The organism is Burkholderia crassaminum (assembly GCF_964265005.1).
Lineage (GTDB): Bacteria > Pseudomonadota > Gammaproteobacteria > Burkholderiales > Burkholderiaceae > Burkholderia.
In genome coordinates this window covers 3,305,316-3,330,249 of sequence record NZ_OZ183800.1, presented here as the reverse complement: position 1 = coordinate 3,330,249, position 24,934 = coordinate 3,305,316, and the positions used below count along the sequence as shown (strand labels likewise).

The window sequence follows — 24,934 nt, the reverse complement described above, 5'->3', positions numbered from 1 at the left end:
TCAAATGGTCGAATAGATCGAAACGCCCGTTCGATCCCGAATCGTCGCGGCGTTTGGTGCCGATGAAAAACATGCGCCGCTCGTGTGGCGAGCGATGACGGCGCGCGGTTCACCGGGACGACCGGTTCCGCGCAGAAGAGGGAGGCCGGCTTTCGCCGTGGCGGCGCCGGTTATGTGCGTGTCGTCACGGGCTGTTGCCTGGTGCCGCCCCGCCGAGCCGATATGCCGTGAAGAACTCGTACCACGGCGACCCTTCCGCGACCGGCACGTCGAGCGCCGCGGTTCGCCGCTTCAACGCGCCGAACACGTCGTTGATACGCGCCGTCTGCCCCGCATCGTTGAACGGATAGGGCCGTGCCCGGCCGGCTGCGAACGCGCCATATGCAATCGCGAGCAGGCGCGCGCGGTCGTCGGTCGACGCGATCGATCCGTTGATCGCTTCAGCGAGGCGCGGCCGGTCTTCGGTGCGTGATCCGGACAGGCACAGGAACACGATCGCCGACAGTTCGTGCAGGTCCTTCACGCGCAGCAGCGCCGGCAGTCGCGCGACGATTCGCTCGACTGGTTCGTCGCGCAGTGCGTCGCCGAAGTCGAGCACGGCGGTCATCGGATTCGTGTCCGCTGTCAGGCGATCGAGCGCCGACGGTGCGGTCAACGCACTGGCGCCGTCCGGCGACGATGCCGGCGCAGACCGCAACGCATCGGCCACCTGCTGCGTCCATTCCGGAAAGATCATCCGCACGTTGCCGAACTGCTCGCCGCCTTCCGCCGCCGGATTCCATCGATACACGATCGTGCCGCCGCGAATGAACGGCGAATACAGGTGTTCGGGCGTTTGCGGCAGCGGCCGCCGGTTGATCGGCAGCCACGCGAGCGTCAGCCAGTCGTAGCGGCCGGTGGCGGGCACGGCAGGGCTCGAACTCGCGACGACCTGCCACGTACCGCGATTCGCATAGCGGCGCCGCGCGTCGGGCACCGGGACGGTCCGGCCTTTCGCGGTGTCGAAGTAGGTCGTGCCGGTCACGTTCGTTCCGCTGTCCGCGGCCGGCGTGAGGGTGGAGATGACCCACGACACGCCGTCCGCCGAACGGTAGTCGGATGGCTTCAGCGTCGCGACGTCGTGCACCATGCGCGTTTCCGCCGCGACGGGGCTCGGGGGGAGATTAGCGGGCGCGGCCAGGATGCTCGGCATGGGATGTCCTCGGAATCGGGTGCGACTCGTCTAAAGGGGACGATGCACGGCGGCTCAGGTTGTTTTCTGTAACTGTAGGACTTCGCCGCCGGAAACGGAAACCGGCAACGCGGCGCAACCCGTTCACGCGTTCCGCCGCTTCGGCTTACCATGCGCATCCTGAGCCAACGACGAATACCGGGCGGGAGCGCGCATGACCGACACGAAAGCCATCACCGAACACTGGGTACAGGCCGCCGACCAATGGATCGACTGGGCCGGCAGGCCCGGCCACGATGCGTTCTGGAAATACCGCGCCGGGCTTGCGGCCTATATCGGCCGCGATACCGGCCGCGCGCTGGAGATCGGCTGCGGCGAAGGCCGCGTGAGCCGCGAACTGAAGGCGCTCGGCTACGACGTGACCGCGAGCGACGTGGTACCCGCGATGCTCGACGCCGCGCGTCACGCGGATTCCGCGCATCGCTACGAGCTGGCCGACGCGGCGTCGCTGCCGTTCGACGCGGCCAGCTTCGATCTCGTGATGGCGTACAACGTGCTGATGGATCTCGACGACATGCAGCGCGCGCTGAACGAGGCACGCCGTGTGCTGAAGCCGGGCGGGCTGCTGTTCATCTCGCTCGTGCATCCGTTTCGCGATCGCGGCGGCTTCGCAGGGCCGCAACCCGATGCGCCGTTCGTGCTGAAGGGAAGCTATTTCGGGCGCGAGCACTTCGACGGCGTGGAAACGCGCGACGGGCTGTCGATGCACTTCGCGGGCTGGTCGCTGCCGCTGCAGGCGTATATGGAAGCACTGGAAGCGGCCGGGTTCGCGATCGTGTCGCTGCGCGAGCCGCCGCCCGACCAGGCCGATACGGACCAGTTGAAGCAGTGGGCACGCGTGCCGCTGTTTCTGTGGATCAAGGCGCGGCCGGTGGGTTGAACGTGGCCCGGACTTGTTTCGGCAGGCTGAGTTGGGCCGGTGTCAGTTGTCCTTGCCGTGATTGGCCAGCAATTCCGAGCGACCAATGACCTCTCTCGTGTTGTCGGCCTGGTCGGCATCCGGGAAACCGGCGGCCTCGATGATTGGCGTGAGCGCTTTGAGTGCGACTTGCGGTTTGGTGCTGCGAAGCGATCCCATTCCTTCGTTCCATGCATGCAGCATCTGCTTGGCGATCCAATGCCACCGCGTCTCGTTTTTTGCTGCTTCGACGATATCTTTCCCTGTCGATACGGCGGAGTCGCACAGCGCTTCGACCATTTCGCGGTATTGCCTGGGCGGGATGCCGAGGCGCGTGTTGAAAAAGCGCTCCAGCGTTTTCCCCGGTGCCCACGTTTTTCGACCTTCGATGCTCAGCCCTGGCGGGTTGTTTGCAAAGCGCGGATAAGCCTCCGTGGTGACAATGTCGTAGGCGGGTGTGTAGATGACGTCGTCGATGTTCGAGTAGATGAGTGCGATGTTCTTCGCGTGACAGTCCGCGTTGCGCACGACGTAGTTGGTGATGAGTTGCCAGCCGAGTTGTTCCGCCTCTCGTCGCCAATTGGCGGGGCCGATGTAGGGCTTCGTTGCGTTGAGGACCTGTTCGGTCGACGGGCGGTATTTCTCGTGCGGAGGCAGGCCAAGCAGGCTGCAAGCGTCTTCGAGGCCAAGGGCCGGTTTGCCTTGTTCGTCGATGTCGAACCGGTCGACCACGAGCACACGGCCGTCGTCCGACATCGTGGTCTTCGCTACCCGGGCGACACCGAGTCTTGCCAGCACCTGCATCGAATAATGCTCGTTGAAACCGAGATAGGGCGTTTGCTCGTCGGATCCCTTGATGATGTGCCGGCTCGTGCGTAGCGTTTGCTTGCCTACCGTTGCCTGAGTTGACGGGAATTCAGGCGCTAGGAATTTGGGTACGGCGCCTGAAATTGCCGCGCGCGCGTAGTACCGCACCAGTTCCGCAAAGCGGTCGGTCGTGATGTCTTCGTGCAGCAGGCTTTTCAGGTCGAGCGGATCGAGCTCGCCGCCAGGTGCGCCGCCTTCGGGGATGACTGTTACCCGGCCGATACCGGAGCCGCCGATAATGGCCAGGAGCGAAAGGTCGGTTCCGTCGAGATAAGGGCCGAACTCTTCGCGGATCACTTGAAAGAGAAACCCTTCGGGCAGGTTCTGCCGGAAGAAGGGGTGCAGGTCGCGAGGCCAGACCCAGGCATCTTCGCGAACGGGCATGGTCAGGCTGGCAAAATCGGCGTCGAGGGCATCTGCGGTGTAGCGCAACGCATAGTCGTCCGCCTGGCGGTAGAGATGAGCAACGAGTTTGCCTTTGACATACACGTGGAGGCGCATGGTCACGCATCTCCCATCGTGCGCTGTTCGGCCAGCACGTCATCGAGCGTGCGCCCATGTCCGCGCTTCACGACGCGCAAGTCGTAGCCGGCGGCCTCGAGGAGACGAACGAGTGCAGATACGCTCATGTCGCCTCGCGCAAGCGTCTCCATGCGTGCGAGCGTCGTACGTGCGACACCGGCGTGCTCAGCCAGTTCTTTCTGAGAAAGCCCCGTCGCATGGCGGGCATCTCTCAGCATTTCTCCCACATCGGCCAATGTCGTCATTTGTAGCCCCAGGGCCTCATAAATTACCGAACTGGCTTTGATTGTAGCCCTTCTGCTACAAATTGGCTCGCGAGAATTGTAGCCTCAGGGATACAAGAACGGATGTAAGCAGGGATTTTGTATCCTGAGGGCTACCAATCTGCCGAGGTAACCGCGACCGCGATCGATCACGGCATTCGATTGTCCAGGTTGATCCAGGGAGCTGACGTTTGCTGGCGCTCCTGCGTTCAGTGCGTTGAAGCAAGGGGCGAGCGCTCCGCCATCTTCGTGGGCCAAGGCGATTGATGAGGTGAGCCCCCGGCCGCGCGCATTCAGCGCGACAGCTCCTTCCGGTAGAGCACGGCCCCCGGCTTTACCGCGACCGTGTCGTAGAGCCGCATCGCCGTGTGGTTCGTCTCGTGTGTGTTCCAGTACACGCGTTCGGCGCGATGCGCACGCGCGGTGTCGTACACGGCTTCGATCAGCGCGCGACCGACGCCCTTGCCGCGCTCGCTGTCGAGCGTGAACAGGTCCTGCAGGTAGCAGGTCGGCCCGGCGTGCGTCGTGCTGCGGTGATACAGGAAATGCACGAGCCCGACGAGCTTGCCGTCACGTTCCGCGACGAAAGCATGAACGGGCTCGTAGCCGTCGAAGAAGCGCGACCACGTGAGCTGCGTGATGCGCAACGGCAGGGCGGTATCGTCGAAGCGGCCGTAGAAGCGGTTATAGCCGTCCCACAGCGGGAGCCACTGGTCGTAGTCGTTTTCCGTGACCGCGCGTACGGTCAGTCCGGTGTCGTTGGTGTTCATGTTGGCGGACCTTTCGATGAGAAGGGGGTGCGCTGCCGACCCGGCCGGCGCGTCGCAGGTCTCTACGATAGGAAGTTCGCGGCACCATGGGTAGGCCCATGACGACTGCATTTCATGGTGCCACGACCAACGGTCGAGCATTCGCGCGACAGGATCATGAAGACCCGGCAACCCGACTGTGCTGTTTCTCGACGAGGCGAGTTCCGCGCTCGATGAAGCGACGGAACGCGACATCATGGAACACGTGCGGCTGCTCGCCCGCGACGTCACGGTGATCGCGATCACTCACCGGCGCTCGGTCATCGGCGCGGCCGACAAGGTCGTGCGGCTCGGCCACACAGGCGCGCCGGCCTGACGCAGGCACGCAGCCGCGTCGCCGCTGCCGCCGCTTACCCGCGAATCGGCGGATTGAGCCGCGCGAAACCCGCCTGCCGGCGATACGGGAAGTACGGATAAGGCGCTTCCACGGTGCTCGCCGCATCGAGCTTCGCGACCTGCGCATCGGTCAGCGCCCAGCCTGCCGCGCCGAGGTTCTGGCGTAACTGTTCCTCGTTGCGCGCGCCGATGATGACCGACGACACGGTCGGCCGCTGCAGCAGCCAGTTCAGCGCGATCTGCGGCACCGTCTTGCCGGTTTCCTCCGCGATCGCGTCGAGCACATCGACCACGTCGTACAGGCGTGCGTCGTCGACCGGCGGCCCGTAGCTGGCCGTTTCATGCAGGCGGCTGCCTTCGGGCAGCGGCGCGTTGCGCCGGACCTTGCCGGTGAGCCGGCCCCAGCCGAGCGGGCTCCACACAAGCGCGCCGAGCGCCTGGTCGGCACCGAGCGGCATCAGGTCCCATTCGTAGTCGCGGCCGACGAGCGAGTAGTAGACCTGGTTCGCGACATAACGCGACCAGCCGTGCCGGTCGGCCACAGCCAGCGACTTCATGATCTGCCACCCCGCGAAATTCGACACGCCGATGTAGCGCAGCTTGCCCGCGCGCACGAGATCGTCGAGCGTCGACATCACTTCCTCGACCGGCGTGCCCGCGTCGAATGCGTGCAGTTGCAGCAGGTCGATGTAGTCGGTGTCGAGGCGGCGCAGCGCGTGGTCGACGGCACGGACCAGCCGCGCGCGCGACGTGCCCGCATCGTTCGGGCCGTCGCCGGTCGGCAGGCCCGTCTTCGTCGAGATCAGCACCTGGTCGCGACGCCCCTTGATCGCGGCGCCGAGCACGCGCTCGGATTCGCCGTCCGAATACACGTCGGCCGTGTCGAACAGGTTCACCCCGGCTTCGAGGCAGATGTCGATCAGGCGGCGCGCTTCGTCGACGCCCGTGTTGCCCCATGCGCTGAACAGCGGGCCGGTGCCGCCGAACGTGCCGGCGCCGAAGCTCAGGACGGGAACCTTGAGGCCGGAGCGGCCGAGGGTGCGGTATTCCATGGCGGGTTTCCTTTGGATGATCGAAGTGCCGAGGGGGACGGCCGCGAGGCTAGGCGTCGGCACACTGTATCGCTTGCGGATATTTCGGATAATTGGGCAGGCTTCGAAAATATCCTTCGAAAGGAGCGAACAATGCTGCTGGACAATCTCGCGCTGTTCCTGCGCATCGTGGAGAAGGGCGGGCTCGCCGCGGCGGGCCGCGAGTTCGGGATGTCGCCGGCCACGGTGTCCGAGCGGCTGACCGCGCTGGAGCGTCACTACGGCGCGGCGTTGCTGGCGCGCACGACGCGCGCGATCAGCCTGACCGACGAGGGCCGCACGGTCGTGGACGGCGCGCGGCGCCTGCTGGCCGAAGCCGACGAACTCGAAAGCCGTGTGCGGCTGGGCGTGCAGACGCTGTCGGGGCCCGTGCGGCTGAGCGCACCGGCCGATCTCGGGCGCGAGCGCGTCGTGCCTGTAGTCGATGCGTTCCTGGCCGAGCACCCGGGTGTGACGGTCGATCTGCATCTCGGCGACGGTTACGTCGATCTCGTCGGGCAGGCGTTCGATTTCGCGATCCGCCGCGGCACGCTCGCGGACAGTTCGCTGCGCAGCCGCTCGCTCGGCCGCGGGCGGCGCGTGGTGTGCGCGTCGCCAGCGTATCTCGCCGCGCACGGCACGCCAACGCATCCGGACGATCTCGCTTCTCACGACTGCCTCGTGATGCGTTTCGGGCCGGACCTGTATGCCGACTGGCCGTTCAGCATCGATGGCGAACCGAAGCGCGTGACGGTGCGCGGCCGCCGCGTGGCCAACGACGGCGCGCTCGTGCGTGCGTGGTGCATCGCTGGGCACGGCGTCGCGCTGAAGTCGCTGGTCGACGTCGAGCAGGATCTGGCGTCCGGCGCGCTCGTCGAAATCCTTCGCGACTTCTCGCCAGGCGACGTCGACTTGCAGATCGTGTACCCGGGCCGTGCCGCGCAGCCGAGGCGCGTGCGTGCGTTGATCGACAGGCTGGCGCAGGCGCTGACTGCGGCGTAATGCAGGTGGCCCTGGCTGTCGCGAAACGCTGAAGCAGCGATCCCGTTGCGATTGCATCGTGTGTCGATGCGGCATCCTCGCGCGCCACGTCACCCGCTGAAATCGTCCTTCAAACCGATTGCCCACATTTCGTCATTTAGCTAATATTCGAAACGTCAAACGAAACCGCACGCCATGGACGACGTTACCCGCATCAGCGCTTTGGCCAACGAAAGCCGTCTGGCCGTGATGCGCTGGCTCAAGCAGCCGCGCAAGCATTTCCCGCCGCAGCCGCACGGCGACTTCGACGAGCTCGGCGTGTGCTGCACGTACATCACCGAGAAGCTCGGCATTGCGCCGGCCACGACCACGCGCCACATGCGCATCCTCGCGGATGCCGGGCTCGTGCGGGCGACCCGCGTCGGCAAGTTCACGTACTACAAGCGGATCGACGGCGCACTGCAGCAGCTCGGCCAAGATCTCTCGCAACTCTGATTCCCCCCGAGGCAACCGACATGGACGAACTTGCACTGCTGGCCGACGCCGACCGGCGCGCACACGCGTATCTGGCTGCAACCAACGAGCGACGCGCGTTTCCCGACGCGGCCGCGCTGGCCGGCCTCGCCGCATTCGACGAGCCGCTGCCCGACGCGGGCCGCCCGGCCGACGACGTGCTGCGCCTGCTCGACGAGCGCGGCACGCCCGCGACGGTGGCGTCGAACGGCCCGAACTACTTCGGCTTCGTGATCGGCGCAGCGCTCCCGGCGGCGGCGGCGGCCGAGCGATTGATGCTCGCGTGGGACCAGTGCGCGTCGTCGTACGCGAATTCGCCGGTCGCGGCGACGATCGAACGCCAGGCTGCGCGCTGGGTCGTCGATGCGCTCGCGTTGCCCGAAGGCAGCGCGGTCGGGTTCGGCACGAGCGCGACAGCCTGCACGCTCGTCGCGCTGGTGGCCGCGCGGCGAGCGCTGCTCGCGCGCAAGGGCTGGGATATCGACGAGGACGGGCTGATCGGCGCACCCGAAGTGAAGGTCGTGATCTCCGCGCTCGCGCACATCACGGTGAAGAAGGCGCTCCGCGTGCTCGGTTTCGGGATGAAGCGCATCATCGTCGCGCCGGTCGACGCGCACGGCCGCATCGACCCCGCCCAGTTGCCGCCGCTCGACGACATGACGATCCTCTGCGTGCAGGCCGGCGAAGTGAACACCGGCGAATTCGATCCGTTCGCGGCGCTGATTCCGCCCGCGAAGGCGGCCGGCGCATGGGTGCACGTGGACGGCGCGTTCGGCCTGTGGGCGCGCGCATCGTCGAAGCGTGCGCTGACGGACGGCATCGACGGCGCGGACAGCTGGACGACCGACGGCCACAAGTGGCTCAACACGCCGTACGACGGTGCGATGGTGATCTGCCGCGACGCGGCCGCGCTCGCCACCGCGATGAACAGCGACGCCGTCTACCTGAGCGGCGCACAGGATGCGCAGAAGAACCTGAACCTCGAATTCTCGCGGCGGGCGCGCGGCATTCCCGTGTGGGCCGCATTGCGCGCGCTCGGCCGCGCCGGCGTCGCGACGATGGTCGAGCGGCATTGCGCGCAGGCGGCGCGGGTCGCGGACGGGCTGCGTGCGGCCGGCTACGACGTGCTGAACCGCGTCGTGCTGAACCAGGTGCTCGTGCGCGCCGGCACCGACGACGAAACCGCGGCGATCCTCGAAGCCGCGCAGGCATCGGGCGACGTGTGGTTCGGCGCGACCGTGTGGCAGGGGCGGCCGGCGTTCCGGATCAGCGTGTCGTCGTGGCGCACGGAAGATGCGCACATCGATCGGCTCGTCGCGTTGCTGACGGCGCTGCGCGGCGTGCACGTGCGCTGAGCGTCATGCGGCGTCCGTGCCCGTCACGGTGGCGGACGCAACCTTCAGGCATTCGATGAGGTGCAGCGCGGCCGGCGTCAGCAGCGCATGCCGCCGCATCACGATCGCGACCGTCAACGCAGGCATCGGCTCGGCGAGATCCAGTACGGCGATGCCACGCGACTTGCGCTCGACATCGGCGAGCGGTCGCGCGAATACGCCGAGCGCATCCGTCTGCGACACGAGCCCGAGCGTCGCCGCGAACGACGGGCAGTGGACCACCCGCTTCGGTACGTCGATGCCGAACGGCTCGAAGATCGAGCGGACCAGATCGTCCCCGCCTTCGCCGTAGCGCGGCACGCACCATTGCGCATCGACGAGCTCGCGCAACGAACGGGCGCGCGCGAGCCGATGCCGGTTTTTCGCGACGACCGCGAACGCCGTCCGGAACAACGGAAGGCTCGCGAATTCGTCGGAATCCGGCATCGCGTTCGACAACTGATGCGTGACGATGAAATCGAGCGAGCCGTCGCGCAGCCGGGCGAGATCCGTCGCGGTCAGTGCGTCGTCGACGTTCAGCGTCGCGCCGGGAAGGTCGCGCGTGAACGCGGCGAACGCGCGCGGCAGGACCGTCAGCGCAGCCGTCGGACTGACCGCGATCGACACCGAGCCGGTCGTACCCAGCCGCAACTGTTCGATTTCGTCGCGCGTGCGCTGGATTTCCTCGACGATCAGTCGCGCGCGAATCGCGAATGCGCTGCCGTAATCGGTCAGTGCGATCCCCTTGACGCTGCGCACGACGAGCGGCACGTCCAGTTCCTGTTCGAGCTCGCGCACGATACTGCTGATGGCCGGTTGCGTGACGCCGAGCGCACGCGCCGCGCCGCGAATGGTGCGATGCTCGGCGACCGCGAGAAACGCGTCGAGCTGCTTGAGCTTCATGAGCGAGCGATCCGGATGCGAAGCAGGCACGGGGTTCCGGGCGGAACATCGAGTGACAAGGAAAATTTATCGTCCATAACGAAATCTTGGATTTTTCTTATTGGATCGAGTGTATATGCTCGGTGCTTTTCAGGAGCGGTCACGATGATTCTCGTTAACCAGCAAAGGCTGTGGGATTCGCTGATGGAGATGGCGACGATCGGCGCGACTGCGCAGGGCGGCAGTTGCCGGCTCGCGCTGAGCGACGACGACGCGCTGGGCCGGCGCAGCTTCATCACGTGGTGCGAGGAAGCCGGTTGCGAGATCCGCATCGATCCGATCGGCAACGTATTCGCGCGCCGGCCGGGCACGGAACCCGGCTTGCCGGCCGTGTCGTGCGGCAGCCATCTCGACACGCAACCGCTCGGCGGCCGTTTCGACGGCGTCTATGGCGTGCTCGCGGGCCTCGAAGCGATTCGCACGCTGAACGAGCACGGCATTGTGACGCGGCATCCGATCGACGTCGTCGCGTGGACCAATGAAGAGGGTTCGCGCTTCACGCCGGGCATGATGGGCTCGGCCGTCTATGCGGGCACGCTGGATCTCGACTACGCGCTGGATCGCCCCTGCATGCAGACGGGGGTGCTGCTGCGCGACGAACTCGAACGCACCGGTTTCGCCGGCCCCGCTCGCGAGCGACAGATGCCGAAAGCGTATTTCGAAGCGCACATCGAACAGGGGCCGGTGCTGGAGCAGGCCGGCTTGCCGATCGGCGTCGTGACGGGCGTGCAGGGCATCTACGAACTCGACGTCACGGTGACGGGCTTCGAGTCGCATGCGGGCACGACGCCGATGAGCGTGCGCCGTGACGCGATGGGTGCGGCGGCCGCGATGATCGCCGCGATCATCGAGCACGGCCACGCGTTCGACGCCGATGCGCGCGTGACGGTCGGCCATGTCGCGTGCCAGCCGAATTCGCCGAGCACGATACCGGGCAAGGTCCGGTTCAGCGTCGACGTGCGCCATCCGTCGCGCCCGGCGCTGCAGCAACTGGTTGCCGACATCGAAGCAATCTGCTTGCAGCGCACCGTGCTGCGCGGTGCGAGCGTGGAGGTGCAGACGATCGCCGAATACGAGCCGGTGGTGTTCGATGCGGACTGCGTCGCGCGCGTGCGGCAGGCAACGGCCGCCGCCGGCTATCCGTACCTGGAGATGTGCAGCGGTGCGGGGCATGATGCGGTGAACCTGTCGTACGTCGCGCCGTCCGCGATGGTGTTCGTGCCGTGCAAGGCCGGCTTGAGCCATAACGAAGCGGAAGATGCCGATCCGGTGCATCTCGCGCAAGGCGCGTCGGTGCTGGCGAACCTGCTGGCCGATTGCGCGCGTTAGCCGCGTGCAACGTCGGTGCGGGCGACCTGTCTGCAGGCGTGAAAATATCGGACAATAGCCGGCGCGCGCGCCGCGCCGGCGCAGCGTTCAACCGAAGCATTCACGCTTGCGAGACCCCCAATGTCGACTCCCTTTCCCCGGGAACTGCTGAAGGCCGCCGATATCGCGAAGATGGAACCGATGCGCGCGGTGCATTCGCTGAATCCCAATGCCGTCCGACTCAAGCGACAACTCAGCGACCTGACCGGCCTGACGCAATTCGGTATCCACCTGCTCACATTGATGCCCGGTCACGAATCGGCCGAGTATCACCGTCATCTGTACGAAGAAGAATTCGTCTATGTGCTGTCCGGCACGGGCTCGGTCACGATTGGCGAACGCGTCAGTGAAATCGGGCCCGGCGATTTCATCGGCTTTCCGCGCGGCGGCGAAGCGCATACGGTGCAGAACACCGGCGATGCGCCGCTGGAGCTGCTCGTCGGGGGGCAGCGGCTCGAACACGATGTCTGCGAATACCCGCGTAGCGGCAAGCGGCTTTATATCGCCGGCGAGCTTGAGGATTATGTCGAGCTGCCGAAACAGCCGTGATCGCCAATCGCATTCGCAATGTCGAATTTCGTATAAAAAACTGAATCGATCGCCTCTTGTTTAGATAAACAAAATAAAAATTCGTAAAAACACGGGGTAGAGAAATCGCGTTTATTTGGGCACGCTTGTGCGCATTGTCCGTTCCCGGGTGCCGGCTTTCGACATGCCGGCGCGTCTTTTTCGGGCACCCGAGTACGGAAATAAATACACGCGTCAGGCAGTTTCGACCGATTGACCGCGTACGCGACAAGTCACGGAAAGATTCCTGATTTAAAGATCAGTAGTTCGAATCAACAGCGTGATTCAAGAACGAAACGGAGACAGGCGATGTCGAGGAACTGGGGGTTGGGAACGGCGCTGCTGGCCCTGTGCGTTGTCGTGGCTTCGTGCGGCGGCGATGGCGATTCGCCGTCGGCAGGCGCTTCGAATCTGTCGGCCGCGGCGCAGTCGCAAGGCAACGAGGACGGCAACGGCGGCAACGGCAACGGCAATGGAAGCGACAACAGCAACGGCAACGAAGCATCGAAGAAGAACGCCGACATTCGCGTCGTTCAGTACGTCAACCCGCTGATCGGCACCGACTACGCGACCGATCAGCCGGCCGACCCGGTCGGCTCGGGTCTGGGCGGCGGCACGTTCCCGGGGCCGACGGTCCCGTTCGGAATGATGCAGTGGAGCCCGATGACGCCCACCGCCCAGTACGACAGCAGCAAGGGCGACGGCTCCGGCTTCTCCGGCGGCTACTGGTACGGCGACACGTCGATCAACGCATTCAGCATCCTGCACCTGAGCGGCACCGGCTGCTGGGCGAACGGCGGCTACCTGAACGTGATGCCGCAGCTCGCGCCCGGCGACGCCGGCACGCCGGCCAGCTTCAGCCATTCGAACGAAACCGTGCAGGCCGGCTACTACGGCGTCACGCTCGGCAACGGCATCAAGGCCGAGCTGACGACGACGGTGCGCACCGGCTTCGCGCGCTTCACGTATCCGGCACTCGCGCAGGGCCAGCAGGCGACGATCGCGATCGATCCGACCGTGCAGAACAACCGCTCGCAGGGCACGACCGCCGATACGGTGAGGCAGGTCGGCGATCGCGCGCTGTCCGGCACGATCGCGGGCAGCGGCTTCTGCTGGGCCGGGCACGCGGTGCCGCTCTACTACTACGCGGAGTTCAGCCAGCCGTTCGCGGTGAAGCCGTCGCTGGCCGCGAACAGCCCGCTCACCGTGACGTTCGCGGTCGACAAGCAGCACCCGGCCGTGATGATGAAGCTCGGTATCTCGTTCGTCAGCGAGGCGAATGCGAAGGCAAATCTCGACGCGGAAAATCCGGGCGACGAAGCGCACGGCCGTGCGGGATGGCATTTCGACAAGGTGCGCCGCGCGGCGAGCGATGCATGGAACGCGCGCCTGAACGCGATCCAGGTGAAGGGCGGCAGCGATGCCGACAAGACGAAGTTCTACACCGCGCTGTATCACGCGTCGCTGCACCCGAACGTGTTCAACGACGTGAACGGCCAGTATCCGGACTTCTACGCGTCGAACGGCGCATCGGCCGCGCCGACGCGTCAGGTCGAGAACGGCCGCACGATGTACGCGAATTTCTCCGGCTGGGACATCGACCGCTCGTTCATCCAGCTGCAGGCGCTGCTCGATCCGGTGCGCACCAGCGACATCGTGCAGTCGCTCGTGCTCGATGCGAAAGCGTGCGGCGCGTTTCCGCGCTGGGCGTATTTCAATACCGAGACGGCCGTGATGCCGGGTGATGCGGGCTCGATCATCGTCGCGAACGCACATGCGTTCGGCGCGACGAACTTCGACACGCAGGCCGCGCTGTCGATCATGAAGACCAGCACGGCGCCGGGTGCCGCGTGCGCCGGCACACCGGTGATGGGCAGCCGCGCGGACTACGACCGGCTCGGCTACGTGCCGTCGTCGGGCTCGGGCGACAACCAGACCGCGTCGAACACGCTCGAATATGCGGTGCGCGACTTCGCGGTGTCGCGCTTCGCGACGGCGCTCGGCGATACGGCGACGGCCGGCACGTTGATGAAGTCGAGCGGCAACTGGCAGAACCTGTTCGACAAGAACGCGATCCAGCCGAAGACATCGGCGGGCGCGTGGGTCACCGACGGCACCGGCTTCATGGAAGGCAACTCGGAGCAATACACGTGGTACGTGCCGCACGATCTCGGAGGCGTGGTCGCGCAGGCCGGCGGCGCCGCGTCGGTCGTCAACCGGCTCGACACGTTCTTCGCGCACCTGAACATCGGCACCGTGCAGCCGTACTTCTACGTCGGTAACGAAGTGACGATGGCCGTGCCGTGGGTCTATGCGTGGGCCGGTGCGCCGTCGCATACGCAGCGCGTGCTGCACGCGTCGCTCGCGAACGAGTTCGGCACCGGTGCGGCCGGGCTGCCGGGCAACGACGATCTCGGCGCGATTTCGGGCTGGTACGTATGGGCCGCGCTCGGTCTCTACCCGGTCGTGCCGGGCGTGAGCGGGCTCGCGCTGTCGAGCCCGCAGTTCGAGAAGATCGACGTGCGCGTCGGGCAGAAGGACGGCAGCTACCGCCTGCTGCGCATCGTTGCGCCGGGGGCGGGTTCGGGCGATACCGCGTCGTTCTACGTGAAGTCGCTGCGGCTGAACGGCGCGCCTTACTCGACCGCATGGCTGCCGTTCGAGCACATCGCGAAGGGCGGAAAGTTGTCGTATTCGATGACGGCCGACGCGAGCGCCGCGACGTGGGGCACCGACGCATCCGCGATGCCGTCGTTCCCGCAGGCGGCCAGCGCCCCCTGAGTTGACACAACGAGTAGCGAACGTAAAAACACGTTCGGCACGTGCGGGAAACGGAGGAAGTTCAACGAGCGGTCCTTGCGAACGGGATCGACACAGAGAGGGAGGGACGAACGGATGAAGCTACGTCATGTGGTGGGTATCGGATGCCTTGCCGTGTTGTCGGGTTGCGGGGGCGATCAGTCTTCGACGGATGCGAGCGTGCTCGCGCAGATGTCGAACGCGCAGGGCAACCAGAACGACCAGGGTGATCAGAACGATCAGGGCAATCAGGGCGAGCACGGTGGCGCGGGCAAGCGCTCGGTGCTGCGCAGCGTCGATCCGATGATCGGCACTGCGAACCTCGACATCAACGCGGACTGGAGCAGCGGCGTGCGCGGCCACGGCCACGTGTACCCGGGCGCGACCGTGCCGTTCGGGATGGTGCAGTTGGGGCCGGACACGACCGGCGGCGCGCACACGCTGCCATGGAACTGGGATCGCACGTCGGGCTATCAGTACGACGATCCGCTCATCACCGGCTTCACGCACACGCACCTGTCGGGCACCGGTATCGGCTCGGGCGGCGAAGTGCGCTTCATGCCGACGCTCGCGCCGGTCGACACCGCGACGCTGGCGAAGGTGGCGGCGGATTCGTCGATCACCTACAACGCGTCGTTCAGTCACGACGACGAAACCGCGAGCCCCGGCTATTACCGCGTGAAGATGGCGCCGGTCGGCAGCGGCAATACCCCGTGGAACGTCAAGGGCGCGAAGATCGTCGCCGAGATGACGGCCACAGCGCATGCAGGCGTGCATCGCTACACGTATTTCCCGAGCGCGGCCGCGCAGAAGCGCAGCATGATCGTCAGTATCGACAACCCGATCGGCGGCTCGACCGCGAGCGGCAAGATCCAGGTGATCGATGCGCAGACGATCGCCGGCTGGGAGATCACGAACAACTGGGCGAACAACAAGCCGACGTATTTCGTCGCGCGTTTCTCGAAGCCGTTCGATACGAAGAACGTCGCGTTCAGCGCCGACGGCTTCAAGGCTTACCTGACGTTCGCGGCCGACGGTAACGACGGCGGCGGCGCGGTCACGGTGAAGGTCGGCATCTCGCCGTCGAGCATCGCGGACGCGCAGGCCAATCTCGCGTCGGAAGTCGGCGCGAAGTCGTTCGACCAGGTGCGTGGCGTGGCCGAGCGCGTGTGGAGCGCCGCGCTCGACCGGATCCACGTCAAGGGCGGCAGCGCCGACCAGCGGACGATGTTCTACACGTCGCTGTATCGCACGATGCTCGCGCCGACGGTCTACAACAACGCGGACGGCAGCTACGTCGGCATGGATTCAATCAACAACGGCGCGAGCGCGCCGCCGACGACGAGCAAGCATGCGAATCCGGGCTTCGACTACTCGTCGACGTTCTCGCTGTGGGACACCTTCCGCGCCGAGTCGCCGCTGATGACGCTGGTGCAGCCCGAGCGCGTCGACGGCTGGGTCAAGTCGCTGCTGACGCAATTCAAACAGAACGGCAAGGGTGAGCTGCCGGTATGGCCGCTCGCGCAGACGGAAACCTTCACGATGGCCGGCCACCCGTCGATCCCGATGATCGCGGATGCGTACCTGAAGCATCTGACGAGCGCCGGCATCGACGACATCTGGACCGCGCTGACGACCACGCAGGCCGCGAGCGCGCACGGTTTCGACCAGTATCGTCAGGGCGGTTACGTGGTCGCGGGCGACAACGCGTCCGTTTCGACGACACAGGACTATTCGTTTGACGACTGGGCGACGGCCGCGGTTGGCAAGGCGGCCGGCAAGAGCACGGCCGATTACAGGCCTTACCTGCAACGTAGCCAGAACTACCGGAACGTGTTCAACCCGGTGCTGAACAACGGCTGGAAATTCTCGCAGCCGAAGGATTCGCAGGGCAACTGGACGACGGGCTTCGACCCGACTGCGGCGGAGAAGACGGACTTCTCCGAATCGAATTCGTGGGTCGATACGTGGAACATCTTCCACGACTTCCCCGGCCTCGTCGCGCTGCTGGGCGGCAAGAGCCAGTTCATCGCGCAACTCGATCGCACGTTCGATCCGGCCAATCCGCTGACCTTCCTCAACAACCAGGGCTTTCCGGACCTGACCGGGCGCAGCGGGCAATTCTTCGCGGGCAACGAGCCGGCGAACCACCTGCCGTATCTGTACGCGGTCGCAGGCATGCCGTCGAAGACGCAGGATCGCGTGCGCACGGTGATGGACGACATGTACTCGCTGACGCTGACGGCCGGCGATCGCGCATTGTTGAGCGGCGACAGCCTGAAGGCCGCGGTGAACGATCCGCGGCGCGTGCGCGATTCGGCGATTCCCGGCAATGACGATTGCGGGCAATTGTCCGCGTGGTATGTGCTGTCCGCGCTCGGCATCTATTCGCTCAATCCGGTGGGCGGCGTGTTCTACCTCGGCACGCCGCTGTTCGAGGAAGCGACGATCGACATCCCGGTCGCATCGGGAGGCGGGGACGGTGGCGCGTTGAAGTTCGGCAAGTCGCGGCGCTTCAAGGTGACCGCGCATACGTCCAGCGGCGGCGCGCCATCGTCGGTCAATCGTTATGTTCAGTCGGTGAGCCTGAACGGCACGCCGCTGCATCGGCCGTACATCACGTACGACGAGATGAAGGCCGGCGGCAAGCTCGACTTCGTGATGGGGGCGACGCCGAACGACGCGTGGGTCAGCACCTGGAACGGGCAGGATCCCAACAGCGCGCTCGCGCCTTCACTGGCGTTGGCGGGCAAGTAGCAGCGCGCAAGTAGCAGCAGGCAACACCAAGCGGCCCGCATCGACGCGGGCCGCATTGCTTCATCCGGCGGTGTCGGTCTCGACCGCGAGGCCGGCCGCTTTCCACTCCGGAAATCCGTCTTCCAGCCGCGCGGCCTTGAAGCCGCGCGCGCGCAACGCGGCGACGGCCTCGACCGCAAACACGCAGTACGGGCCGCGGCAGTAGGCGACGATCTCCGTCCCGGCCGGCAACTCGCTCACGCGCGCATCGAGTTCGGACAGCGGGATGTTCAGCGCACCCGGCAGGTGGCCTTGCGCGTATTCGTCCTGCGGACGCACGTCCAGCAGCGTGACGAGACCGTCCGTGAGCCGCGCGGTCAGTTCGTCGCGCGACACGGGCTCCAGCGCATCACGCGCGTTGAAGTAGTCGCCCATCACTTTGCTGACCTCGGCGACGTTGCGCTCGCCCACTCGGCCGAGCGCCTTCATCAGCGCGACGACCTCGCTGTCGCCGGCGAGGCGATACACGATGTGCTTGCCGCGCCGCTCGGTATCGACGAGGCGAGCGCGCCGCAGAATCTGCAGGTGCCGCGACGTGTTCGCGAACGTCATTCCCGACAGGGCTGTCAGGTCCTCGACCGACCGCTCGCGCTGGGCGAGGTGCTCCAGCAATTCGAGCCGGTTCGGATGGCCGATTGCCTGTGCAATCTCGGCGAGGCTTGCATAAATCGCTTGCTTGGGTCCCGTGCTTGACACGTGGCCGCTCCTCGATCAATCATTCATCAAATTGATTGAATGTTACTGCATTCGCGGGATGGGAGCAATTCGATGATCCTCAGACAATTCTTGCATCCCGACACGGGAGGCATTTCATACCTGTTCGATTGCGGCGGCAAGGCGAGCGGCGTGCTGCCCGCATCGTCGGCCGCCGGGCCACTGCGCGCGCTCGATGCGGGGCGCGAGGCGGCGAGGGGCTGATGCGATGGACAACGTAGCGGTGGCGCGCGGCGGGCGCACAGTGGCGCTCGGCCTCCGCGAGAACGGGCGGCAATTCGCGCTGCTCGTGCTGGTCAACGCGTTCGTCGGCGGGATGGTCGGCATCGAGCGCACGGTCGTGCCGTTGATCGGCGCCGAGCAGTTCCATCTCGAATCGACCGCGCTGATCACGTCGTTCATCGTCAGCTTCGGGCTGGTCAAGGCGTTCGCGAACCTCGTGTCGGGCCAGCTTGCCGATACGTGGGGGCGCAAGCGCGTGCTGATCGCCGGCTGGCTGTTCGGCCTGCCGGTGCCGTTCATGATCATCGCGGCGCCGAACTGGGAATGGGTGATCGCCGCGAACGTGCTGCTCGGGCTGAGCCAGGGCTTCGCGTGGTCGATGACGGTGATCATGAAGGTCGATCTTGTCGGCCCGAAGAGCCGCGGCCTCGCGGTCGGCCTGAACGAATTCGCCGGGTATTTCGCGGTGGGCGCGACCGCGTTCGCGACCGGATATCTCGCGAGCCGCTACGGATTGCGGCCGACGCCGATCTATCTCGGCGTGTTCTATGCGATCGCGGGCCTGCTGCTGTCGATCCTCGTCGTGCGCGATACGCGCGACCATGTGAGGCTCGAAAGCGGCCAGCCGGCCGGCGCGTCCGTGCTGTCGTTCCGCGACGTCTTCATGCTGACGTCGTTCCGCGATCGCAACCTGTTCGCGGCGTCGCAGGCCGGCATGATCAACAACCTCAACGACGGGATGAGCTGGGGCATCTTCCCGCTGTTCTTCACGACGCTCGGGCTCGGCATCGAGCGGATCGGGATCCTGAAAGCCGTTTATCCGATCGTGTGGGGAAGCTGCCAGATCGTCACGGGGCCGCTGAGCGACCGATGGGGGCGCAAGGGCCTGATCGTCGCGGGGATGTGGGTGCAGGCAGCCGGGCTCGCGTTGACCGCGCTCACCGGGCAGTTCCGCTGGTGGCTCGTCGCGAGTGTGCTGCTCGGGCTCGGCACCGCGATGGTCTATCCGAGCCTGATTGCGGCCGTGTCCGATGCGTCCGAGCCCGGCTGGCGCGCGCGTTCGCTGAGCGTGTACCGGTTCTGGCGCGATCTCGGCTACGCGATCGGCGCGTTGTCGGCCGGCCTGATGGCCGACCGCTTCGGCTTTGCCGCGGCGATCCTCGTGGTAGCCGCCGTGACGTTCGCGTCCGGGGGCATCGTCGCGATTATGATGCGGGAACGCCACTGACAGGGTTCCCCGATATGGACGCGCCGCTTCCACCGATCTCTGCCCCGATTTCCGAAACGCAGCCTGAAACCGAAACCGTCGCCGAGCCGCGCGCGTCGCGTCTGCACCGACCTGTCGCGCTCGTCACCGGATCGACGTCGGGGATCGGCGCGGCCATCGCGCGTCGCCTGACGGCGGACGGCTACGCGGTGATCCTGCACTCCCGCAGTTCGGCCGAGACAGGCCGCGCGATGGCGCGCGAACTCGGCGGGGCTTACGTGCAGGCCGATCTCGCCGACGACGCCGAACGCGTGCGGCTGATTCGCGACGCGCTCGCCGTGCACGGGCGGCTCGACGTGCTGATCAACAATGCGGGCGTCAGCCGCGTGATCCCGCACGACGATCTCGCCGCGGCCACGCCCGACGTATGGAGCGAGATGCACGAGATCAACGTGATCGCGCCGTTCCGGCTCGTTGCCGAAGCGCAACCCGCGCTGCTCGAAGCGGCGTCGCGCGGGCGGGCCGGTTGCGTCGTGAACGTCAGCTCGCATGCGGGCGTGCGGCCCAAGGGCGCGTCGATTCCGTATGCGGCGGCGAAGGCCGCGCTCAACCACACGACGCGGCTGCTGGCGCGCACGCTCGCGCCGGCGATTCGCGTCAATGCGGTCGCGCCGGGGCTGGTCGATACGCCGCTGACCGCCGACTGGACCGAAGCCCAGCAGCTCTGGCGCGAGCGCGCGCCGATGCGCCGCGCGGCGACACCGGACGACATCGCACAGACAGTCGCGATGCTCGTCGCGTCCGATTATGTGACGGGCGAGATCGTGATGCTCGACGGCGGATTGAACCTGACGTGACGGGGTGCGGGGTGTGTCGAGCGCAGACGCGGTGACGCAGCCGGTTGGCTGCGCAAGCGCTCGAACATCAGCGGCGTGACGGCGACATATTTTCCGCCGGGTGCGATTCGTCTGCGAGTCGGCATCGTCGTCACGCGGTGCGCGCGTCAGCATCACGCGCGCACTCGCCGGGGCCGCTTGCCGGATGTCCGGTCAGCCGAGGCTCGACCGTAGCCGCGCGAGCGCAGCGTCGTGCGTGCGCTCGAGCTTCAGCGGCGTGACGGCGACACGCCTGTCACCGGGTGCGACCGTCTCCAAGTTGGCATCGTCATCACGCGGTGCGCGCGTCGGCATCACACGCGCACTCGCCGGGGCCGCTTGGCGGATGTCGGATCAGCCGAGGTTCGCTCGCAGCTTCGCGAGCGCATCGTCGTGCGTGCGCTCGAACTTCAGCGGCGTGACGGCGACATACCCTTCGCCCAGCGCGACCGTTTCCGAATCCGGATCGTCCTCGCGCGGCGCGCGGGCTAGTTTCAGCCAGTGATAGTCGATCTCGCGCGGATCGCGGCCCGACACGATCTCGACGCCCCGCAGCGTGCCGGCGCCCTGGTTCGTCGCCTTCAAACCGCGCACGTCGTCGGCCGGTCGTGCCGGGAAATTCACGTTGAGGCACGCGTCGTCGGCCCAGCCGGCGGCGGCGAGCCGGCGAATGACGTCGGGCGCGAGCGCGAGCGCCGTATTCCACGGCACCGCATTGCGATCGGTGAACGCCTGGCTCAGCGCGATGGCCGGCACGCCGACCAGCATGCTCGTCATCGCGGCGCCGACCGTTCCGGAAAACACCGTTTCCGTGCCGAGATTCGCACCGCGATTCACGCCGGACAGCACGACATCCGGCCGCGCATCCTTCATCAGGTGGCTGATCGCGATCGCGACGCAGTCGCCGGGCGTGCCGCGCACCGCGAAGCGGCGCTCGCCCTTGCGATGCACGCGCAGCGGTTCATGCAGGCTCAGCGAATGGGACGTGCCGCTCTGGTCTTCCGCCGGCGCGACGATCCACACTTCGCGCGCCAGTTGCGTGGCGACCTGTTCGAGCACTTCCAGGCCGGGGGCATCGAATCCGTCGTCGTTGGTGAGCAGGACGCGGTCGAACAGCGGAGTTTCTTGCATCGGGACGATCCTCGCGGAGATGGGCGATGAGAGGGGAGTACAGCGCGGCGCAAGCCACAAGGCTAGCATTCCTGCGTGAGCATTGCCGTGTCGTGCCGCCGGCGCGGATGTGAAAACGGGCGCATCGCGCGCCCGTTGATCGGTGGAGGTGCCGCGCACGCGGCGGGTCGGAACGGTTTATCCGAGCAGGTGCCGCAACAGCCCGGCCGACGCGACGCCGACGATGACGGTCGGCAGGATCGACAGGCGGGTTGCCGCCAGCAGCGTGATGGCGAGCGCGAGCAGGTCGGCCGGGCGAGTCGACACGAAGGCCGGTGCGATCACCGAGATCAGCACGCAGCCGGGCACGTTCTCCATCACCGATGCCATGCGCGGGCTGAGCGTGCGGTTGCGCAGCAGCACGTAGCCGAGGATGCGCGACAGATAGGTCGTCGACGCCATCAGCACGATCGTCGCGACCGTGCTGAAATCCGGAAGCTCAGGCATCGCGCGGCTCCCACAGCAGCGCGGCGATCAGTCCCGCACACGCGCCGGCCGCGACGTACCACGCGCCGGGCACGGCCAGGTGCGTGGCCGCCGCGACGACGAGGCTGACGAACCACGGGCGGCTCGCGCGCATCCCTTTCCACATCCCGCGCAGCAGCACCAGAAACACGGCCGTGAACGCCATGTCGAAGCCGTACTGCTCGACGTTGCCGATCGTCGGGCCGACCGCCGCGCCGAGCGTGGTCATCGAGATCCACGTCAGGTAGAGCCCCACGCAGATGCCCGCGTAATAGGGCACGCTGATGTGCGTGGCCGAGCGCGAGCGCGCGTCGGCGAGCGACATCGCCCAGCTCTCGTCGCACATGAAGAACAGCGCGACAAACGCGCGGCGGCGCGGCAGGTGACGGATAGTCGGCTCGAACGCCGCACCCATCAGGATGTGGCGCGAATTCACGAGGAACGACATCGCGACGATCAGCGCGATGTGCGGCGGCGAGGTCCACAGATGGATCGCCGCGAATTCGGACCCGCCGCCGAAGTTCAGGCCCGTCATCATCGGCACCTCGAACAGGCTCAGCCCTTTCTGCGCGGCCTGCGCGCCCAGCACCAGCGCGAACGGCACGAAACCCAGCATGACGGGCAGCGCCGCGCGCAAACCGCGACCCATCTCGGCGACATAGGCGGGCTTGTCGCGAAGCCCGGACGACGTTGAAACGCTACTGCTCATTACTCCTCCTTCGGGGGAGGGATTGTCTGCTTTTTTGACTCGAATCGGGTTGCGTTGTGGCCAGATTTTTCTGAGAATTTGGCATTGAACGCGTGATTTGCGAATTTTTTGGAATCGGATGCCAAATGAAACTGGACGCCATCGACCGCCGGATCCTGAGCGCCCTCCAGCGCGACGGCCGCATGCAGAACGTGGAGCTAGCGCACGAGGTCGGATTGTCGCCGTCGCCGTGCCTGCGGCGCGTGCGCCTCCTCGAGGAAGCGGGCGTGATCGAGAAATACGTGGCCGTGCTGAATCCCGCGAAGGTCGGCAAGGGGCTGACGATCTTCACACGCGTGTGGCTGAAGGGGCAGGACGCGGAATCCGTGAACCGTTTCGCCGATGCGGTCCAGCAGATGCCGGAAGTCGTCGAGTGCCACCTGATGGCCGGCGATTGCGATTTCCTGCTGCGGGTCGTCGCGGCCGACATCGACGACTACCGCCGTTTCCAGATGGAAACCCTCACGCGCATTCCCGGCGTGCTGAGCGTGAAGACCGATATTCCGATGCAGAAGGTCAAGCTCACGTCGGCGCTGCCGACCTAGCGCGGCGCAGGCGTGCGTCGACGAGTCGACGAACGGTCATGGCTCGGTGACAATCGTTGGATAAACTGGCGAGTCACGCCGCATCGAACGTACGGCTCGCACCGTCGTGCGACGTTCGATGCGCAAGCAACTAACGGTCAATGTCAACGCGATCGGGCAGGCGGCGCGCGCGCCGAATCATGTGCCGGCGCGGGTGTGTTTCTTCTTGTCGGGCCATTCATGCAGCCATTCAACAATCCGTGGAATTCGCTGGAAATCGTCAAGCTCACGCTCGGCGTGCTGACACCGTTGTCGGTGGCGTGCCTCGGCTGGCTCGTCGCGCGCCGTCTGAAGCGGCTCGAACTCGTGCAGTGGACCAACCAGCGGCTGATCGAGAAGCGCCTCGCGCTGTACGACGCGGTCGCGCCGCAGCTCAATGCGCTGCTGTGCTTCTATACGTGGATCGGCTACTGGAAGGACATTTCGCCGGACGACGTGATCCGCGCGAAGCGCGAACTCGACCGCACGTTTCACATCTATCGCTACCTGTTCGACGATGACGTGTACGACGCGTATCACACGTACATCCACGCGCTGTTCGACATGCACACGGGCCCGGGCCGCGACGCGCGGATCCGTTCGCTGATCCAGGCGCCCGACGGCGACCGGAGCGTGCACGGCTCGTATGAATGGAAGCCGGCGTGGTCCGAGCGTTTCGCGACCGCGAATGTCGTGTCGAAGGACGACGTGCTGCGGCATTACACGCAGTTGATGGAACGGCTGCGCGTGGCGCTGGGCGCGACGCGCTGACTGTTCGGCGTCGAGTGTCATGCGTCACGCCGGTATCGAAATCCGCCACCCCGCGGCGCGGATTCACACCCTCGCGTATGAAGCGGATGCGGCGCGCGGTCGCGGCTGACATGCTGGCGTCTCGTTTACTCGCGCGAGGTCCGTATGCTTGTCGACACCGGCTGCCAGCCGCTCATGATCCGTTCGCCCGGCGTGGGCCTGCGGCGTCTTTTCTCCGTCGGTTCTCCCGAGTCGCATGACGTGCCGTTGCCGGTCGAGCCGGAGATCGGCGACATCGTCTTCATCCGCGTGACGGTGCGGCCGTTTCTCGAAGTGGCGAGCGCGACGCGCTCATGGACGAATCATGTCGGGATCGTCGTCGGCGAGCGCGGCGGCGAAGCGCTGGTCGCGGAGAGCACGTTTCCGCTGTCGCGCGTCACGACGATGTCGCGGTTTCTCGCGCGCTCCGATCGCGGTGCATGCGTGATCGCGCGGCTGAAGCAGCCGCTCGATGCCGCGCAGCGGCGCAGGCTCGTCGACGCGGCGATGCGCCGGATCGGCGTGGTCTACGACACGGGTTTCAATCTCGCGTCGCGCCGGCAGTTCTGCTCGCGTTTCGTGCGTGAAGTCGTGCGCGATGCGACGCGGATCGTGCTCGGCGATGTCGAGACCTTCGACACGCTGCTGCTCAGGAATCCAGATCATCCGCTCGGTTTCTGGAAGATCTGGTATTTCGGCCGGATTCCGTGGCGGCGCCGCACGGTGACGCCGGCGAGTTTGATGAACAGCCGGGAACTGTGCGTGGTGGTGGATACGCGCGATCGCGCCGACGATGGATGCGCGGGTGGGGAATAGGCGCGATACGGGGCAGGCGGGCCGTCAGTC

General features: G+C 66.2%; 25 protein-coding genes and 1 pseudogene. 15 read left to right on the top strand and 11 right to left on the bottom strand.

What is annotated here, in order from left to right:
* Window positions 1–184: 184 nt before the first annotated feature.
* Window positions 185–1,192, bottom strand: a complete 1,008-nt coding sequence (locus ACPTTF_RS31970; protein WP_423369659.1) for a hypothetical protein — start codon at window positions 1,190–1,192, stop codon at window positions 185–187.
* A gap of 193 nt (window positions 1,193–1,385) precedes the next feature.
* Between ACPTTF_RS31970 and ACPTTF_RS31965 the strand changes: the two genes are divergently transcribed.
* A complete protein-coding gene (locus ACPTTF_RS31965) occupies window positions 1,386–2,111 on the top strand; it encodes a methyltransferase domain-containing protein (protein ID WP_423369658.1) in 726 nt (241 codons plus the stop codon).
* A 42-nt stretch (window positions 2,112–2,153) separates the two neighbouring features.
* On the opposite strand, the gene ACPTTF_RS31960 is transcribed toward ACPTTF_RS31965, so the two are convergent.
* The 3 genes from ACPTTF_RS31960 to ACPTTF_RS31950 form a co-directional block, all read right to left on the bottom strand.
* Window positions 2,154–3,497, bottom strand: a complete 1,344-nt coding sequence (locus tag ACPTTF_RS31960; protein WP_423369921.1) for a type II toxin-antitoxin system HipA family toxin — start codon at window positions 3,495–3,497, stop codon at window positions 2,154–2,156.
* Between the two features lie 2 nt (window positions 3,498–3,499).
* Window positions 3,500–3,763, bottom strand: coding sequence for a helix-turn-helix domain-containing protein (locus tag ACPTTF_RS31955; protein WP_423369657.1), 264 nt, complete (start codon window positions 3,761–3,763; stop codon window positions 3,500–3,502).
* 311 nt (window positions 3,764–4,074) lie between these two features.
* The gene (locus ACPTTF_RS31950; RefSeq protein ID WP_423369656.1) at window positions 4,075–4,551 is read right to left on the bottom strand and encodes a GNAT family N-acetyltransferase; all 477 of its coding nucleotides are present in this window, start codon (window positions 4,549–4,551) and stop codon (window positions 4,075–4,077) included.
* 178 nt (window positions 4,552–4,729) lie between these two features.
* Between ACPTTF_RS31950 and ACPTTF_RS31945 the strand changes: the two genes are divergently transcribed.
* Window positions 4,730–4,906: a hypothetical protein gene (locus ACPTTF_RS31945; RefSeq protein WP_423369655.1), complete on the top strand. Its 177-nt coding sequence runs from the start codon at window positions 4,730–4,732 to the stop codon at window positions 4,904–4,906.
* Between the two features lie 34 nt (window positions 4,907–4,940).
* Here the strand turns inward: ACPTTF_RS31945 and ACPTTF_RS31940 are convergent, their stop codons facing one another.
* A complete protein-coding gene (locus tag ACPTTF_RS31940; protein ID WP_423369654.1) occupies window positions 4,941–5,978 on the bottom strand; it encodes an aldo/keto reductase in 1,038 nt (345 codons plus the stop codon).
* Window positions 5,979–6,110: 132 nt separating this feature from the next.
* Here ACPTTF_RS31940 and ACPTTF_RS31935 point away from each other — a divergent pair, with 132 nt between their 5' ends.
* The 3 genes from ACPTTF_RS31935 (at window position 6,111) to ACPTTF_RS31925 (ending at window position 8,845) form a co-directional block, all read left to right on the top strand.
* The gene (locus tag ACPTTF_RS31935; protein WP_423369653.1) at window positions 6,111–6,998 is read left to right on the top strand and encodes a LysR family transcriptional regulator; all 888 of its coding nucleotides are present in this window, start codon (window positions 6,111–6,113) and stop codon (window positions 6,996–6,998) included.
* A gap of 174 nt (window positions 6,999–7,172) precedes the next feature.
* Entirely contained in the window at window positions 7,173–7,472 is a 300-nt protein-coding gene (locus tag ACPTTF_RS31930; protein ID WP_021160594.1) for an ArsR/SmtB family transcription factor, read from the top strand.
* A gap of 20 nt (window positions 7,473–7,492) precedes the next feature.
* Entirely contained in the window at window positions 7,493–8,845 is a 1,353-nt protein-coding gene (locus tag ACPTTF_RS31925) for a pyridoxal phosphate-dependent decarboxylase family protein (protein WP_423369652.1), read from the top strand.
* A 3-nt stretch (window positions 8,846–8,848) separates the two neighbouring features.
* On the opposite strand, the gene ACPTTF_RS31920 is transcribed toward ACPTTF_RS31925, so the two are convergent.
* Complete coding sequence (locus tag ACPTTF_RS31920) at window positions 8,849–9,766, bottom strand: LysR family transcriptional regulator (protein ID WP_423369651.1); 918 nt, start codon at window positions 9,764–9,766, stop codon at window positions 8,849–8,851.
* A gap of 144 nt (window positions 9,767–9,910) precedes the next feature.
* On the opposite strand from ACPTTF_RS31920, the gene ACPTTF_RS31915 reads away from it, so the two are divergent.
* The 4 genes from ACPTTF_RS31915 to ACPTTF_RS31900 all read left to right on the top strand — a co-directional run bounded on the left by ACPTTF_RS31915 (window position 9,911) and on the right by ACPTTF_RS31900 (window position 17,296).
* Window positions 9,911–11,134 (top strand): Zn-dependent hydrolase, encoded by a 1,224-nt coding sequence (locus ACPTTF_RS31915; protein WP_423369650.1) that lies wholly within the window; start codon window positions 9,911–9,913, stop codon window positions 11,132–11,134.
* Between the two features lie 120 nt (window positions 11,135–11,254).
* Complete coding sequence (locus ACPTTF_RS31910) at window positions 11,255–11,722, top strand: cupin domain-containing protein (protein ID WP_166955384.1); 468 nt, start codon at window positions 11,255–11,257, stop codon at window positions 11,720–11,722.
* 327 nt (window positions 11,723–12,049) lie between these two features.
* On the top strand, window positions 12,050–14,521 hold the full coding sequence (locus ACPTTF_RS31905; RefSeq protein WP_423369649.1) for a GH92 family glycosyl hydrolase: 2,472 nt from the start codon (window positions 12,050–12,052) through the stop codon (window positions 14,519–14,521).
* A 114-nt stretch (window positions 14,522–14,635) separates the two neighbouring features.
* The gene (locus tag ACPTTF_RS31900; RefSeq protein WP_423369648.1) at window positions 14,636–17,296 is read left to right on the top strand and encodes a GH92 family glycosyl hydrolase; all 2,661 of its coding nucleotides are present in this window, start codon (window positions 14,636–14,638) and stop codon (window positions 17,294–17,296) included.
* A gap of 60 nt (window positions 17,297–17,356) precedes the next feature.
* Here the strand turns inward: ACPTTF_RS31900 and ACPTTF_RS31895 are convergent, their stop codons facing one another.
* On the bottom strand, window positions 17,357–18,031 hold the full coding sequence (locus ACPTTF_RS31895) for an ArsR/SmtB family transcription factor (RefSeq protein WP_423369647.1): 675 nt from the start codon (window positions 18,029–18,031) through the stop codon (window positions 17,357–17,359).
* A gap of 72 nt (window positions 18,032–18,103) precedes the next feature.
* Here ACPTTF_RS31895 and ACPTTF_RS31890 point away from each other — a divergent pair, with 72 nt between their 5' ends.
* Genes ACPTTF_RS31890 through ACPTTF_RS31880 form a run of 3 tightly spaced genes read left to right on the top strand, consistent with a single transcriptional unit; the run spans window position 18,104 to window position 20,335 of the window.
* Window positions 18,104–18,253, top strand: coding sequence for a hypothetical protein (locus tag ACPTTF_RS31890; RefSeq protein ID WP_423369646.1), 150 nt, complete (start codon window positions 18,104–18,106; stop codon window positions 18,251–18,253).
* A 4-nt stretch (window positions 18,254–18,257) separates the two neighbouring features.
* The gene (locus ACPTTF_RS31885) at window positions 18,258–19,499 is read left to right on the top strand and encodes an MFS transporter (protein ID WP_423369645.1); all 1,242 of its coding nucleotides are present in this window, start codon (window positions 18,258–18,260) and stop codon (window positions 19,497–19,499) included.
* A gap of 14 nt (window positions 19,500–19,513) precedes the next feature.
* Entirely contained in the window at window positions 19,514–20,335 is an 822-nt protein-coding gene (locus ACPTTF_RS31880) for an SDR family NAD(P)-dependent oxidoreductase (RefSeq protein WP_423369644.1), read from the top strand.
* Between the two features lie 192 nt (window positions 20,336–20,527).
* On the opposite strand, the pseudogene ACPTTF_RS31875 reads toward ACPTTF_RS31880, so the two are convergent.
* The 4 genes and pseudogenes from ACPTTF_RS31875 to ACPTTF_RS31860 all read right to left on the bottom strand — a co-directional run.
* Window positions 20,528–20,659 (bottom strand): annotated as a pseudogene (locus ACPTTF_RS31875) (5'/3'-nucleotidase SurE); the annotation flags it as partial.
* Between the two features lie 48 nt (window positions 20,660–20,707).
* On the bottom strand, window positions 20,708–21,484 hold the full coding sequence (surE, locus tag ACPTTF_RS31870) for a 5'/3'-nucleotidase SurE (protein WP_423369643.1): 777 nt from the start codon (window positions 21,482–21,484) through the stop codon (window positions 20,708–20,710).
* Window positions 21,485–21,661: 177 nt separating this feature from the next.
* Window positions 21,662–21,970, bottom strand: coding sequence for an AzlD family protein (locus ACPTTF_RS31865; protein WP_342310315.1), 309 nt, complete (start codon window positions 21,968–21,970; stop codon window positions 21,662–21,664).
* Window positions 21,963–22,697 carry an AzlC family ABC transporter permease gene (locus ACPTTF_RS31860; protein ID WP_423369642.1) on the bottom strand — a complete coding sequence of 245 codons (735 nt, stop codon included), beginning with the start codon at window positions 22,695–22,697 and terminating at the stop codon, window positions 21,963–21,965. Before ACPTTF_RS31860 ends, ACPTTF_RS31865 begins: the two co-directional genes overlap by 8 nt.
* 125 nt (window positions 22,698–22,822) lie before the next feature.
* On the opposite strand from ACPTTF_RS31860, the gene ACPTTF_RS31855 reads away from it, so the two are divergent.
* The 3 genes from ACPTTF_RS31855 to ACPTTF_RS31845 all read left to right on the top strand — a co-directional run bounded on the left by ACPTTF_RS31855 (window position 22,823) and on the right by ACPTTF_RS31845 (window position 24,904).
* Window positions 22,823–23,281, top strand: a complete 459-nt coding sequence (locus tag ACPTTF_RS31855) for an Lrp/AsnC family transcriptional regulator (protein ID WP_006749370.1) — start codon at window positions 22,823–22,825, stop codon at window positions 23,279–23,281.
* Window positions 23,282–23,500: 219 nt separating this feature from the next.
* Window positions 23,501–24,070 carry a hypothetical protein gene (locus ACPTTF_RS31850; RefSeq protein WP_423369641.1) on the top strand — a complete coding sequence of 190 codons (570 nt, stop codon included), beginning with the start codon at window positions 23,501–23,503 and terminating at the stop codon, window positions 24,068–24,070.
* A gap of 144 nt (window positions 24,071–24,214) precedes the next feature.
* Window positions 24,215–24,904 carry a YebB family permuted papain-like enzyme gene (locus ACPTTF_RS31845; RefSeq protein WP_423369640.1) on the top strand — a complete coding sequence of 230 codons (690 nt, stop codon included), beginning with the start codon at window positions 24,215–24,217 and terminating at the stop codon, window positions 24,902–24,904.
* The last annotated feature ends 30 nt before the right edge of the window (window positions 24,905–24,934 follow it).